This window comes from Streptomyces sp. NPDC003697 (assembly GCF_053587115.1).
Genome location: NZ_JBSFNN010000015.1, coordinates 42,047 through 54,724 on the forward strand (window position 1 = coordinate 42,047; position 12,678 = coordinate 54,724).

Below are 12,678 nucleotides of genomic sequence, written 5' to 3' on the forward strand. Positions count from 1 at the left end.
GCGGGCGCCCGGACGAGGCCGGGCCGGCCGCCCCGGTCCGTCCGCCGCGTCACGGCGGGGGGAACGGGCTGCCGGTGACGACCGCGGTGATCGTCGTCCCGCGCGGGAAGGCGCCCTCCTCGGCCAGGCGGACGAGCCCGTACAGCAGCTTGGCGACGTACAGGCGCTCGACGGGCACGCCGTGGCGCTCGGCGAAGTCCTCGGCGAAGGCGTCCAGTTCAGGATCGGTGCGGGCGTAGCCGCCGAAGTGGAAACGGTCGTCCAGGGACCAGGAGCCGCGACGGGCGCCGAACGTCTCCTCCTGCAGGGCCCGCACGTCGGCGCCCAGGAAGCCTCCCCTGAGAACCGGTATGCCCAGCGCCCGCTGGCCGGCCGCCAGCCCGGCGGCGAGGCCCGCGAGGGTTCCGCCGGTGCCGCAGGCGACGGCGGCGACATCGGTGCGACCGCGCAGTTCCTCGCCGAGCAGGCGGCAGCCGCGCACGGCGAGGCTGTTGCTGCCGCCCTCGGGGACGACGTGGGCGCCGCCCGCGCCGACCGCGCGCAGGATCGCGGCGAGGGTCTCCGGTTCGGTCTTGTGCCGGTATGTCGCCCGGTCGGTGAAGTGCAGGCGCATGCCGTCGGCCACGCACCGGGCGAGCGAGGGGTTCAGGGGACGGTCGGCGAGCTCCTGGCCGCGGACCACGCCCACCGTGGTCAGGCCGAGCAGACGGCCCGCGGCGGCCGTGGCGCGCAGGTGGTTGGAGTACGCGCCGCCGAAGGTGACGATCGTCCGGCCGGCCGAGGCCCGCAGGTTCGGGGCGAGTTTGCGCCACTTGTTGCCGATCAGCTCGGGGTGGATCAGGTCGTCCCGTTTGAGCAGCAGACGCAGGCCGCGGCGGGTGAACCGGCCGTCGGAGACCTCCTGAAGGGGCGAGGGGAGCCGGGGCGCGAGGCCGGCGAGGCCGGCGGGACTGGTCACCCGCCCATTGTCACCGGCGGTCCGCGGCCCGGCCCCCGGGAGGCGCGGTCGTGGCTGGGTGCGAGCGGTCTGCCCGGGCGACCCCTCCCGCTCGTCCGGCGCGGCGCCGGCGTCTGCCCCGGGCGGTGTTGATCCATTCCCGCTCTTTCGGGTAATGGCACGGACACGCTGGGTGATGGAAGGCTTGCTCACGCACATCGATGCCCGGCTCCGAACGTGCCGGGCATGACCGGGAGGGCAATTCTCTATGTCGGTAGGCGAAGAGGTCCGCGCGGAGCAGGGCCGGCCGCAGCAGAGCCTCGGCACCGCGGCCGCGCGGAACCTGGCCACCACCACCAAGTCCGTTCCCCAGATGCAGGAGATCAGCTCCCGCTGGCTCCTGCGCATGCTGCCCTGGGTCGACGTGCAGGGCGGCACGTACCGGGTGAACCGGCGGCTGACCTACGCCGTCGGCGACGGCCGCATCACCTTCGTGAAGACCGGCGAACGGGTCGAGGTCATCCCCGCGGAGCTCGGCGAACTGCCGGTGCTGCGGGCGTACGAGGACGAGGACGTGCTCTCCGAGCTCGCCCGGCGCTGCCGGCAGCGGGCCATCGGTGCGGGACAGGTGATCGCCTCGTTCGGCAACCAGGCCGACGAGGTGTTCCTGCTGGCGCACGGCAGGGTCGAGAAGATCGGCACCGGGCCGTACGGCGACGACCAGGTGCTCGGCGTCCTCGCCGACGGGGCCCACTTCGGCGAGCAGGCGCTGCTCGACCCGGACGCCATCTGGGAGTACACGGCCCGGGCGGACACCGCGTGCACGGTGCTCGTGCTGTCCCGTCAGGACTTCGAGCAGGTCGCGGAGCGTGCGCAGTCCCTGCGCGACCACCTGCAGAGGCTGCGTTCGATCCCCGCGCAGCGCACCAACAAGTACGGCGAGAAGGAGGTCGAGCTGGCCGCCGGCCACAACGGCGAGCCCGACATCCCGCACACCTTCGTCGACTACGAGGCCCGCCCGCGCGAGTACGAGCTGAGCATCGCCCAGACCGTCCTGCGCATCCACTCACGCGTGGCCGACCTCTACAACCAGCCGATGAACCAGACGGAGCAGCAGATCCGGCTCACCGTGGAGGCGCTGAAGGAGCGCCAGGAGCACGAGCTGATCAACAACCCGGAATTCGGGCTGCTGCACAACTGCGAGTACGACCAGCGCATCCAGCCGCACGACGGCGTGCCCGGCCCGGACGACATGGACGAACTGCTCAGCCGGCGGCGCGGCACCAAGCTGTTCCTCGCACACCCGCGCGCGATCGCCGCGTTCGGCCGCGAACTGAACCGGCGGGGACTGGTCCCGGAGACCATCGACATGGGCGGCAACCGCATCCCCACCTGGCGGGGCGTGCCGGTCTTCCCCTGCAACAAGATCCCGGTGACCGAGGCCCGGACGAGCTCGATCATCGCGCTGCGTACCGGTGAGCAGGACCAGGGCGTCATCGGCCTGAGGGCGAGCGGCATCCCGGACGAGCTCGAACCCAGCCTGTCCGTCCGGTTCATGGGCATCAACGAACAGGCCGTCATCAAGTACCTCGTCACCGCCTACTACTCGGCGGCGGTCCTGGTGCCGGACGCGCTGGGCGTCCTGGAGAACGTCGAGGTCGGCCGTTGGAGCTGACAGCAGCCGTCCGCGCGCGGTGTTCCCGTCGGCCGGGACGGGTAAGTCCCGGGGGTACGGGTCCGGTGCCGGCACCGCAAGCGCCACCGTCCGCGGAACCTCCGAGGGGGACGCCATGGCCGAGTTCATGACGGAGACCACGCAGCGCCCCGTGCCGAAGCCCCGCTCCGCCGTCGTGCCGCGTCCGGGGGGAGCGGCGCCGCCGGCAGCACCCGCCGGGACGCCGCCGCGATCCGCCCACGTCGTCGGCACCGGCCCGGACGGATCCGGCGACGCGCAGGACGCGGCGGTGATCCTGGAGAGCGCCAGGAAGGCGGTGGACCCCGCACTGCGGTCGGCCGTCGAGTCGCTGCCCGGTGCGCTGCGCCGGATCGCCTGCTACCACTTCGGCTGGCAGGAGGCGGACGGCGCACGGTCGGCGGCCCCCGCGGGCAAGGCCATCCGGCCCGCGCTCGTCCTCACCGCGGCCGCCGCGCTCGGCGGGGAGAGGGCACGGGCGGCGGCGGTGCGGGCCGCGGCGGCGGTGGAACTGGTCCACAACTTCACCTTGCTGCACGACGACGTGATGGACCGGGACACGACCCGTCGCCACCGGCGCACGGCATGGACGGTGTTCGGCGACGCCGATGCGATCCTCGCGGGGGACGCGCTCCAGGCGCTCGCCCTGGAGGTGCTCGCCGAGGACCCCCACCCGGCGTCCCGGGCGGCCACCGCCCGGCTCGCGGCCTGCGTGGTGGAGCTGTGCGCGGGCCAGCAGGCGGACACCGCCCTGGAGACGCGTGCCCCCGGCGAGGTCACGCTCGCCGAGGTCCTCGCCATGGCCGAGGCCAAGACGGGCGCGCTGCTCGGCTGCGCCTGCGCCGTCGGCGCGCTGTACGCGGGGGCGGCGGGGGATGACGTCGAGGCGCTGGACGCGTTCGGCCGCCAGGCCGGGCTCGCCTTCCAGCTGATCGACGACGTGATCGGCATATGGGGGGACCCGGGCCGCACCGGCAAGCCGGCCGGTGCCGACCTGATCGCCCGCAAGAAGTCCCTGCCGGTGGTCGCCGCGCTCACCTCCGGCACTCCGGCCGCCGTCGAACTCACCGAGCTGTACGCCAAGCCCTACCGGGAGGAGGAGGGAGAACGGGACCGCACGGCCCTCGCGGTGGAACGGGCCGGCGGGCGGGACTGGGCGCAGGACCAGGCGGCCGACCGGATGGCCCGGGCCCTGGACGAGCTGGCCCGCGCCGTCCCGGACCCGGAGGCCGCCGGCGGCCTGCTCGCCCTGGCGGAGTTCGTCACCCGGCGCACCAGCTGACCCGGGCACCACCGGCACCGAGAACCCCGGCGCCACCGGGACCGTACGGCTCCTGACCCCGTACGGCCGCCGATGCCGCCGGACCGGCGGGTCCCGCACTTCCCCACGGTGTGCGGGACCCGTCCCCAACTCGGCAGCAGTAGGCTCAACTCCCGTCGCCGACAGACATGTTGAGGTGAAGGGGTGAGCGCATGGGCGTGACGGTACGCGCGGCCGACGAGGGCGACCGCGCACTGGTCGTGCGGCTGCTGGACGAGGCGTTCCAGGACGACCCGGTGAGCAACTGGCTCTTCCCGGAGCCGGGGCACCGCCGCAGGACGCACCCGCGGTTGATGGCCGCCTTCACGGACATCGTGTCCGCCGAGGGCCGGATCGACATCACCGGGGACGGGTCGGCGTGTGCGCTGTGGCTGTCCGTGCCCGCCGGCGGCCTCGCGGGAGACGGCGGCGCGTCCGGTGACGTGGACGACGCCGTACGACTGCGTGAGAGCGTCGACCCGGCGAACGAACGCGTCGAGCGGATCGTCCGGCTGACGGCCGGGGCGCACCCCGCGGACCGCGCCCACGAGTACCTCTGGATGATCGCCGTCGCCCCGGACCGCCAGGGCGAGGGCCTCGGCACCACGCTCATCCGGCACGTCCTGGACCGCTGCGACCGCACGGGGCTCCCCGCCTATCTGGAGGCCAGCAGTACCCGCAGCACCAAGCTGTACCAGCGCCTGGGCTTCGCCTTCACCGACCGCACCCTGGACCTGCCGGACGGCCCGCGGATGTGGCCGATGTGGCGGGAGCCGCGGGTCTGAGCCACCGGCCGGACTCCGGCGCCGTCACGGCGCTCCGCCCGCGGTTGCCCGCGACCCACCGCCCCGCGCGGACGCCGTCCCGGCCGCCCACCCCACCGCTCTCGGTCGCCGACGCCGGGGCCGGCGACCGACCGCCACCGCTGCGGCGACGCGCTCCGGGCGGCGCCCCGGGCCCCCCGGTCCTAGGCTGAGGACATGGACGCCGAGCAACACGTCTGCCCGTCCTGCGGGCAGCCCGTGGAGACGGTCGTCCGGCGTCACAAGACGCTGGGCGCATGGGTCCCGGTGTGGAAGCCAGGGCCGTGCCGGAACACCCGGTGCGCGGCCTACGACGGCCCCGCCCCCGCTCCCGCTCCGCCCCACCCGGACCCCGGCCCCACCGGAGGCGGGCCCGCCCCCGGTGGGCCCCCCGACCAGCCGTCCCCGCCGCACCCCTGAGGCGCCACGCGCCCGGGCCGTCCGGGCCGGGCGCGTGGGCGCCGCGGGGCGCGCTTGCCGTGGGCAGGGGAAGAGCGCCGCGGGACGCCCGGAAACCGAGGACACGGCGACGAGCGACGCGTGGCCGCGGCGGACCCAGCGCCGCAGGAGGGCGGCAGCCGTTCCTCAGCCGCCGGAGCGCTCCATGAACCGCAGCAGGTTCCCCGCGGGGTCCCGGAACGCGCAGTCGCGCACACCGTAGGGCTGGTCCATCGGTTCCTGGACGACCTCGCCGCCCTGTCCGCGGACCCGCTCGTGGAGCGCGTCGCAGTCGGCGGTGGTGAAGATGACCCCGCGCAGCACGCCCTTGGCCAGCAGCCGGGCCAGGGCCTCCTTGTCGGCGGGGGAGGCGTCCGGGTTGACGGCGGGCGGTTCCAGGACGATCTCCACGTCCGGCTGGAGCGGCGACCCGACGGTCACCCACCGCATGCCCTCGAAGGACACGTCGTTGCGCACCTCCAGGCCCAGCACGTCCCGGTAGAAGGCGAGCGCCTTGTCGTGGTCGTCCACGGCGATGAAACACTGGCGGAGTTTGAGGTCCATGTATCCAACCTGATTCGGTCCGTCGGCGGCTGTCGTCGTGCGCCCCCCGGGGATCACGGGAAGGCCCCCGGGCCCGCGGTGCGCGGGCCCGCCCGCCGGGGGCGGGTGAAGGCGCGGGCCACGCAGGCCGGTATGGCCGCGCCGTCCTCGTGCGAGCGGGCCCGGTAGGCACTCGGGGTCTCGCCGACCAACTCGGTGAAGCGGGAACTGAACGACCCCAGCGAGGTGCAGCCGACCGCCATGCACACCTCGGTCACACTCAGGTCGCCGCGCCGGAGCAGGGCCTTCGCGCGTTCGATCCGGCGGGTCATGAGATAGCTGTACGGCGTCTCCCCGTAGGCGGCCCGGAAACTGCGCTGGAAGTGGCCGGGCGACATGAGCGCGGTGCGCGCGAGCGCGGCCATGTCCAGCGGGTCGGCGTACTCGCGGTCCATGCGGTCACGGGCCCGGCGCAGCCGTACCAGGTCTTCCGGCGTCATCCGGCCAGCATGGCACGGCGAGGCCGCGCCGGCGCCGGGCCGGGCGTGACCGGGCACGAGCGGGCGGTGCCTGACGGACGGTGACGAGACGCAGACGGGCGGAGGAGACGCAGCCGTGCGCTCCCGCGCACCCGGGACGGCCTGTCGCCCGGCGCCTCGTCACTCCGCGCGGTGCGCCCTGTGGCGGGCCACCCGCAGGCGGACCTCGGTGGGCATCTCGGGGGAGCCGGTGGACCGGCGGGCGGTGCGCAGCGGACCTTCGCAGAGCGCGTCGAGGGCGGCGCCGGGTGCCTCCCCGGGGGTGAGGGTGAGCCTGACCCAGGTGCGGGGGCGAGCGGCCCGGCCTGTGATGCGCACGGTCGCGTGCTGGACTCCAGGCAGCGCACCGGCTTCGGCGGCCATCGCGTCGCTCAGCGCGCGGTCGCGCAGTTCGATGCCCTCCTGCGGGGGCGCGCCGCCGACGGGCAGTGCTCCGGGGTGGCGCCGGCGCAGCTGGCTGAGCAGCCACCACAGGGCCAGCAGGGCGATGACGGCGAGCGCGGCGATGACCGCGGGCCACCACCACCAGCCCTGACCGCTCCAGCGGATCCGGTCGGCGGATGCGAGCAGGACGTCGTCCGCGGTGGTCAGGGGCCAGCCCGCGGGCGGGACCAGATCCAGTCGCCGGTAGACGTCGAATCCGGCGAAGAGGACCAGCAGGCCGCCGCCGAGCAGGACCAGTCCGGTGAGGGCCAGGAGACTGCGGTTGAGCAGACGCTGCGTCATTGTGCGGGCCTCCGGGGCTCGGGGTCGTCGGTCAGTCCCTGCGCCGCCGCACCCGTACGACCATGCGGGGAGGGCGGGCCAGGGCGAGCCGGTCGCGCTCGTCGCGCAGGGCGGCGACGAGGTCGTCCCGCACCTGCCGGATGTCCCTGAAGCGGACGTGCGCGCGGACTTTGACGCGGTGGCGGCGCACCCGGACGTGGGCGTCGCTGACTCCCGGCACCCGCAGGGCGGCGTCGCGCAGCAGGGAGGCGGCGCCGTCGCGGTCCAGGGAGGCCCGCAGCCGGGGACAGCCGGCGGGGGAACGCAGGGGCAGCAGATGGCGCAGGCCGGGGGTGACGGCCAGCACGATCAGCCAGACTCCGAGAGCGGCGGCGACGGCGGCTCCCGTGAGCATCCACACGTCGCCGACGGGACGGGTGGCCAGTTCGTCGGCCAGCTGCCGCCGCCAGGCCGACGCGCGGCGTCCCGCCCGTACGGCGACGACGTCGATCAGCGCCGCGCCCGCCGCCACGAGCACCACCGCGGCGGTCAGGGCGGCCGGGATCCGGCGTGCGGACCACGGGCGGTGGCTCCAGCGGCCTCCCCGGTGGCCTCCGCCGCTTCCACCGGCCGTCCCGTCCGGGGGGAGGGCCGTGTCGTGTTCCGGCGGAGCGGCCTCCGCCGGCTCCCTCGGGTCCTCGGGCTCCTTCGTCAGCGGCACCGCGGCAGGGCGCGCGGACGGCGCGGAGCCGTGGGCCGGAGGTCCCGGGTCGGATGTCATTCCGGTCCTCCCTCCTGTGGGACGTCCCCGCCGGCGCCGGTCGCCGGGCCGCTCACCGGACCCGTCCCGTCACGTCGGCGGCGGTCACCAGCCGCCGGACGGTGAGGGTCACTTCGCCCACCTCGAGGCCGGTCAGCCGAGCCACCCGTTCGGCGACGTCGCGCCGGATCCGCTCGCAGACGTGCGGGATGTCGGTCGGGTACGGCAGGTCGAGGGACAGGTGCAGGCGTACCGAACCGGTCCGCGTGGTCGCGGACGCGTCGGGCCGCGCCGGTCCGTCCCGGCCGGACGGTGCCGCCCCGCGCCGGGACTGGGCCGTGTGCGCGGCCTGGGCGGCGATACGGGCGACCACCCGGTCCGGGATGACGGTGGCGCCGCGTTCGGCCGGAGGCGGCAGGCCGGTGTCCGGCGCGGGCGGGCCGGGCCCCTCGCCGGGGAGCGGGGGACCGGGCCGGGTCCTCACCGCTGCCTCCGCCCACGGAGGTCGAGGTCGCCCTGGACGGCGAGGCCGACGATCAGCCCCGCCACACCCAGGACCAGAACCAGCAGGAACGCCCAGAAGCCGCCGAAGTAGCCGGCGAAGCCGAGGGCCATGCCGGCCGCGAGGCCCGTCGTCGCTGTGTTCATCACGCACTCACCCGTCTCGCGCACGTAGGTCGCCGTCCGTGTGGTGTCCGCCGACGCCCCGGACGCGACGGTGGATCACCTCACGCGGCCCTCTTCCGGTGTGGTCTCCTCCTCCTCCTCGGGCAGGTGGACGTCCTCCACGGCGATGTTGACCTCGACGACCTCCAGTCCGGTCATCCGCTCCACGGCGTTGATCACGTTGGTGCGCACGACCCCGGCGACGTCGACGATGGAGACGCCGTACTCGACCACCACGTCCAGGTCGATCGCGGCCTGGCGTTCGCCGACCTCGACCTTCACTCCCCGGGTCACGCCGCCGCCTGCCCCGGGGACGCGTTCGCGTACGGCGCTGAGGGTGCGGGCCAGCCCCGCGCCCAGGCTGTGGATTCCCTCTATCTCGCGGGCGGCCATGCCCGCGATCTTCGCCACCACGCCGTCCGCGATGGTGGTCCTCCCCCGCGTCTCGGCCGGAGCCCCGGCCCCGGTGCGGCCCTTCAGCGCGCTGACGCCCGTGTCGGGCCTGTTGCCCCCGCCGACGCTGGTGATGTTGTCCGTCATGGCGCTCGCCTTGCCTTGCTCGGTCGGGCGGACACCGGCGTGGTGCCCGACGCAACGTTGGACACCCCGGGCGGCCCGGTCCTCACGCCCGCGCTCTGTGACATGCGTCACACACCGGTGGCAGGGGTACCCGTCCGCCTCCGAGGCTCGTGCGGGAGTGACATGACCGAACGCACTGGTTTCCGACCGCTGGAGGCCGATCTGCCGGACCGGCTGCTGGCCGTACGGGCGGCCGACGGGGACGCGGGCTCCTTCGCCGTTCTGGTACGGCGGCACAGCCGCTCGCTGCTGGTCCTGGCGCGCTGCATGCTCGACAGCCCCCAGGACGCCGAGGAGGCGGTTCAGGACGCCTTCGTCAGCGCCTGGCGGCGACTGCCGGAATACCGCCACGGCGCGGAGTTCCGCACCTGGATCCACCGGATCACCGTCAACCGCTGCCTCACCATGCGGCGTCGCCGGCCGCCGCCCCTGTCCCTGGAGACCGTCGTGGAACCCGCGGCGGGCGACGCCTGGAGCCAGCCCGCCCGGTGCGCCGAGCAGGACGCGGCCACGGCCGCCCTGGTCCGCGCGCTCGCCGAGCTGGACACCGGGCAGCGGGTCTGCTGGCTGCTGCGGGAACTGCAGGGCCTGAGCTACAAGGAGATCGCCCACGTGACGCGGACCAGTGAGCAGACCGTGCGGGGCAGACTGTTCAGGGCGCGCCGGTCCCTGCAGGAGGCGATGGGCCCATGGCGCTAGACGACCCGCACGCGCGGCCTCCCGGACCGCCCGGAGCGGACGGGCCCCGAACCGGTGCGCCCGCCGCGGGCGTGCCCCGGTTCCCGGGCGATGAGGTACTGCCCTGCGGCCGCCTGCTCAGCCGGGTCTGGGAACAGGCGCGGGACGCGGCACCGGCCGCGGACCCGCACACGGGGTCCTGCCCGCACTGCCGTGCGGCAGCCGGGGGACTGGCCGCGGTGGACGCGGCCACCGGGGCACTGCGCGCCGAGACCCCTCCCGGCCTGGACGCGCTCGCCGACCGCGTCATGGACGTCGTCAGGGCCGAGGTCCGGCGCGGGCTGCTGCTGCCCCTGGCCGACCCGGAGCGGGACCTGCGGATCGCCGAGGGCGCCGCGGCGGCGGTACTGCGGCAGGCCGCGGACACGGTGCCCGGCGCGAGGGCGGCGACCTGCCGGATCGTCCCCGAGGGCGCCGACGTGCGGGTGACCATGACGCTGGCCGCCGCCCTCGACCGCCCGCTGCCCGACCGGGTCCGCCAGGTGCGCCGGTCGGTCCTCCACTCGGCCGGACAGGACCTGGGGGTGGCCGTGACGGCCGTCGACATCACCGTGGTCGAGGTGCTGCCGTGGCCGCCGTCGCCGCCGCTCGACCCCGCCGGCGGTGGTGCGGGGTGACCGTCACCGGCCCGTCCGCGCTCCTCGGCGTCGCGGCCGAGGCCACCCTCGCGGTCCCCGGCACGGCCGGTCTGCCATCCCGCCCCGCCCACCGCCCCGTGGCGGTCGCGCCCACCGGCACGGACAGCGCGCCGCACCGCATCCCGCCCGAGGCGGGCATCCGCGCCGACCGGGCGCCGGAGGGTCCGGGCTGGCACATCGAGGTGCGCTGCGTCCTGGCCGGCGGCCACCGGGCGCTGGACACCGCCAGGGACGTCCACGACCGGGTGAGGGCCGGCGTGATGTCCCACCTCGCCGCCCACGGGATCGAGGAGCCGGTCACCGTCACGGTCACACTGACCGCCGTAGCCGCCCGGAACGAGGCGGCCTGAGCACCGCGGGCACCGCCCGGTCCCGTGCACGGGACCGGCCTCACGGATCTTCGTCGCCGACGGGTCCCGGCTGGCGGAGCCGGGCGGGGTCCGGGACGTGGCGTGCGGTGACCGGGGTTTGTTCCACGCTCGGGGTGAGGTGGTCCTGGAAGACGACCGCACCCGGTCCCGTCAGGGACGCCGTGCTCGGCGGCCTGCGGGCCGGGTGCGGACCAAAAGACCAGGCGATCAAGGAAATCGCAGGTCAAACGGCATGATCGAAGATCAGGCCTTCTTGGTCTCCCAGAAGATCTTGTCGATCTGAGCGATGTAGTCCAGCGCCTTCTGGCCGGTGGCCGGGTCGGTGGACGCCTTCGCGGCGGACAGCGCCTTCAGGGTGTCGTTGACGAGCTGGTGCAGCTCCGGGTACTTCTCGAAGTGCGGCGCCTTGAAGTAGTCGCTCCACAGCACGGAGACGTGGTGCTTCGCGATCTCCGCGCGCTGCTCCTTGATGATGGCGGCACGCGTCTGGAAGTGCGGGTCGTCGTTGCCGGCCATCTTCTCCTGGATGGCCTTCACCGACTCCGCCTCGATGCGGGCCTGGGCCGGGTCATACACACCGCAGGGCAGGTCGCAGTGCGCGCTGACCTTGACCTTGGGGGCAAACAGGCGGGAAAGCATGGAGCATTCCTTCCTCGTGATCGTCTTCTCAGGTGGGACATTACTCCCTGCACGACCTGTTTTCGCGGGTGCCCCCTTGGGCTGAGGACAAAAGTCCGGGGTGAGACGAGACTGGTGGAGGAAGACGAAGGGGAGGTGCCCGGCGATGCCGGAGCTGTCGCGCGAGACCGGCCGCACAGGTGCGGTCCTGCCCTTCGGGCTGGCCGAGGTGACCGGGCCGTCCATGGTGCCCACGCTGTACCACGGTGACCGGCTCCTGGTGCAGTACGGGGCACGGATCCGCCCGGGCGATGTCGTCGTCCTGCGGCATCCCTTCCAGCAGGACCTGCTCGTCGTCAAGCGGGCCGCGGAGCGCCGCGAGGGCGGCTGGTGGGTGCTGGGGGACAACGCGTACGCGGGCGGCGACAGCACCGACTACGGAACCGTGCCCGAGGAGCTGGTCCTGGGCAAGGTCCGCTTCCGCTACCGGCCGCCCGGCGCCGGCCGGCTCTCGCCGCTGGCGCGGGTGCGCTGGGCGTTGTCGGCCGCCAGGCCCGTCCTCACCGGCCGGTCGGCCTCCAGCCGCTTGCGGGCGCGGTAGGCGGCCACGTTGGCGCGGGTCGCGCAGCGGTCGGAGCAGTAGCGCCGGGAGCGGTTGGTCGAGGTGTCGAGGTAGGCGTTGCGGCAGGGGGTTGCCTGGCACAGACCGAGCCGGTCGACGCCGTACTCGGTGAGGTGGAAGGCCAGGCCCATCGCCGCTATGGCCGCATAGCCGGCCGTCGCGTTGGACGGGTGGTCCGCCAGATGCATGTGCCACAGGGGGCGGCCGTCCTCGTCCCGGTGGTCGTGCCCGGAGATCTGCGGGCTCACCGGGAACTCCAGCAGCAGGGAGTTCAGCAGGTCCACCGCGAGGGTCTCGTCGCCCTGGTCGGCCGCCTCGAACACCGCGCGCAGCCGGGCCCTGACCGACCGGAAGCGCGTGACGTCGGCGTCCGCGGCGCGACGGGCCGCCGACGCGTTGCCGCCGAACAGGGCGCGGACGGCCTCGACCGAGGTCAGCGCGTCCTTGCCGCGCGCCGGTTCCTCGCTGTTGACGAGACGTACCGCGTAATCCGAGTAATAGGCCAGTTCCACTTGTAATCCTTACGGAGGCGCTCTGTGGTCAGGGATGCGGTCGGTAACAGCCGGTCATTGCTCCAGCCTATTACGTGTGACGTGACACCCTGCTGTGCCGGCCCTGAAGGAGACCGGGCGCCGACCGTGAGGCGGGCCGGGGGCCGACTGCGAGGCAGGCCGGACGCAGGCCCTCGGGCGGTTCGGGTGCAGGCCCTGAGCCAGGCCGGGGGCCGA

The 12,678-nt window shown here is 74.5% G+C and carries 18 protein-coding genes; 8 read left to right on the forward strand and 10 right to left on the reverse strand.

Annotated features, from left to right (window positions below; translation table 11 throughout):
• Positions 1–49 precede the first annotated feature (49 nt).
• Positions 50–958, reverse strand: coding sequence for a 1-aminocyclopropane-1-carboxylate deaminase/D-cysteine desulfhydrase (locus tag ACWDNY_RS08850; RefSeq protein WP_451645031.1), 909 nt, complete (start codon positions 956–958; stop codon positions 50–52).
• A gap of 247 nt (positions 959–1,205) precedes the next feature.
• On the opposite strand from ACWDNY_RS08850, the gene ACWDNY_RS08855 reads away from it, so the two are divergent.
• The 4 genes from ACWDNY_RS08855 to ACWDNY_RS08870 all read left to right on the forward strand — a co-directional run bounded on the left by ACWDNY_RS08855 (position 1,206) and on the right by ACWDNY_RS08870 (position 5,153).
• Positions 1,206–2,612, forward strand: coding sequence for a family 2B encapsulin nanocompartment shell protein (locus ACWDNY_RS08855; RefSeq protein ID WP_451645032.1), 1,407 nt, complete (start codon positions 1,206–1,208; stop codon positions 2,610–2,612).
• 115 nt (positions 2,613–2,727) lie between these two features.
• The gene (locus tag ACWDNY_RS08860; RefSeq protein ID WP_451645033.1) at positions 2,728–3,912 is read left to right on the forward strand and encodes a family 2 encapsulin nanocompartment cargo protein polyprenyl transferase; all 1,185 of its coding nucleotides are present in this window, start codon (positions 2,728–2,730) and stop codon (positions 3,910–3,912) included.
• Positions 3,913–4,103: 191 nt separating this feature from the next.
• The gene (locus ACWDNY_RS08865) at positions 4,104–4,715 is read left to right on the forward strand and encodes a GNAT family N-acetyltransferase (RefSeq protein ID WP_451645034.1); all 612 of its coding nucleotides are present in this window, start codon (positions 4,104–4,106) and stop codon (positions 4,713–4,715) included.
• A gap of 195 nt (positions 4,716–4,910) precedes the next feature.
• Positions 4,911–5,153, forward strand: coding sequence for a hypothetical protein (locus tag ACWDNY_RS08870; protein ID WP_451645035.1), 243 nt, complete (start codon positions 4,911–4,913; stop codon positions 5,151–5,153).
• A 165-nt stretch (positions 5,154–5,318) separates the two neighbouring features.
• Here ACWDNY_RS08870 and ACWDNY_RS08875 read toward each other — a convergent pair whose 3' ends face one another.
• The 7 genes from ACWDNY_RS08875 to ACWDNY_RS08905 form a co-directional block, all read right to left on the reverse strand.
• The gene (locus tag ACWDNY_RS08875) at positions 5,319–5,735 is read right to left on the reverse strand and encodes a VOC family protein (RefSeq protein ID WP_451645036.1); all 417 of its coding nucleotides are present in this window, start codon (positions 5,733–5,735) and stop codon (positions 5,319–5,321) included.
• A 53-nt stretch (positions 5,736–5,788) separates the two neighbouring features.
• Positions 5,789–6,214, reverse strand: coding sequence for a helix-turn-helix transcriptional regulator (locus tag ACWDNY_RS08880; protein WP_451645037.1), 426 nt, complete (start codon positions 6,212–6,214; stop codon positions 5,789–5,791).
• A gap of 159 nt (positions 6,215–6,373) precedes the next feature.
• Positions 6,374–6,979: an alkaline shock response membrane anchor protein AmaP gene (locus ACWDNY_RS08885; RefSeq protein WP_451645038.1), complete on the reverse strand. Its 606-nt coding sequence runs from the start codon at positions 6,977–6,979 to the stop codon at positions 6,374–6,376.
• A gap of 31 nt (positions 6,980–7,010) precedes the next feature.
• Positions 7,011–7,739 carry a DUF6286 domain-containing protein gene (locus ACWDNY_RS08890; RefSeq protein WP_451645039.1) on the reverse strand — a complete coding sequence of 243 codons (729 nt, stop codon included), beginning with the start codon at positions 7,737–7,739 and terminating at the stop codon, positions 7,011–7,013.
• Positions 7,740–7,791: 52 nt separating this feature from the next.
• Positions 7,792–8,202, reverse strand: coding sequence for an Asp23/Gls24 family envelope stress response protein (locus ACWDNY_RS08895; RefSeq protein ID WP_451645040.1), 411 nt, complete (start codon positions 8,200–8,202; stop codon positions 7,792–7,794).
• Entirely contained in the window at positions 8,199–8,366 is a 168-nt protein-coding gene (locus ACWDNY_RS08900) for a hypothetical protein (protein ID WP_361506482.1), read from the reverse strand. The genes ACWDNY_RS08895 and ACWDNY_RS08900 overlap by 4 nt, the downstream gene beginning before the upstream one ends.
• A 75-nt stretch (positions 8,367–8,441) precedes the next feature.
• Positions 8,442–8,924: an Asp23/Gls24 family envelope stress response protein gene (locus ACWDNY_RS08905; RefSeq protein WP_451645041.1), complete on the reverse strand. Its 483-nt coding sequence runs from the start codon at positions 8,922–8,924 to the stop codon at positions 8,442–8,444.
• 162 nt (positions 8,925–9,086) lie between these two features.
• Between ACWDNY_RS08905 and ACWDNY_RS08910 the strand changes: the two genes are divergently transcribed.
• From ACWDNY_RS08910 to ACWDNY_RS08920, 3 genes are read left to right on the forward strand one after another with little or no spacing between them, the layout of a single operon-like run.
• Positions 9,087–9,662, forward strand: a complete 576-nt coding sequence (locus ACWDNY_RS08910; protein ID WP_451645042.1) for an RNA polymerase sigma factor — start codon at positions 9,087–9,089, stop codon at positions 9,660–9,662.
• Positions 9,653–10,318, forward strand: coding sequence for a hypothetical protein (locus tag ACWDNY_RS08915; protein ID WP_451645043.1), 666 nt, complete (start codon positions 9,653–9,655; stop codon positions 10,316–10,318). Before ACWDNY_RS08910 ends, ACWDNY_RS08915 begins: the two co-directional genes overlap by 10 nt.
• On the forward strand, positions 10,315–10,689 hold the full coding sequence (locus tag ACWDNY_RS08920; protein ID WP_451645044.1) for a hypothetical protein: 375 nt from the start codon (positions 10,315–10,317) through the stop codon (positions 10,687–10,689). The genes ACWDNY_RS08915 and ACWDNY_RS08920 overlap by 4 nt, the downstream gene beginning before the upstream one ends.
• Before the next feature lie 264 nt (positions 10,690–10,953).
• On the opposite strand, the gene sodN is transcribed toward ACWDNY_RS08920, so the two are convergent.
• Positions 10,954–11,349, reverse strand: a complete 396-nt coding sequence (sodN, locus tag ACWDNY_RS08925) for a superoxide dismutase, Ni (RefSeq protein ID WP_451645045.1) — start codon at positions 11,347–11,349, stop codon at positions 10,954–10,956.
• Between the two features lie 145 nt (positions 11,350–11,494).
• On the opposite strand from sodN, the gene sodX reads away from it, so the two are divergent.
• A complete protein-coding gene (sodX, locus tag ACWDNY_RS08930; protein ID WP_451645046.1) occupies positions 11,495–11,929 on the forward strand; it encodes a nickel-type superoxide dismutase maturation protease in 435 nt (144 codons plus the stop codon).
• Here the strand turns inward: sodX and ACWDNY_RS08935 are convergent.
• A complete protein-coding gene (locus tag ACWDNY_RS08935) occupies positions 11,812–12,462 on the reverse strand; it encodes a CGNR zinc finger domain-containing protein (RefSeq protein WP_451645047.1) in 651 nt (216 codons plus the stop codon). The genes sodX and ACWDNY_RS08935 overlap by 118 nt on opposite strands.
• Between the last annotated feature and the right edge of the window lie 216 nt (positions 12,463–12,678).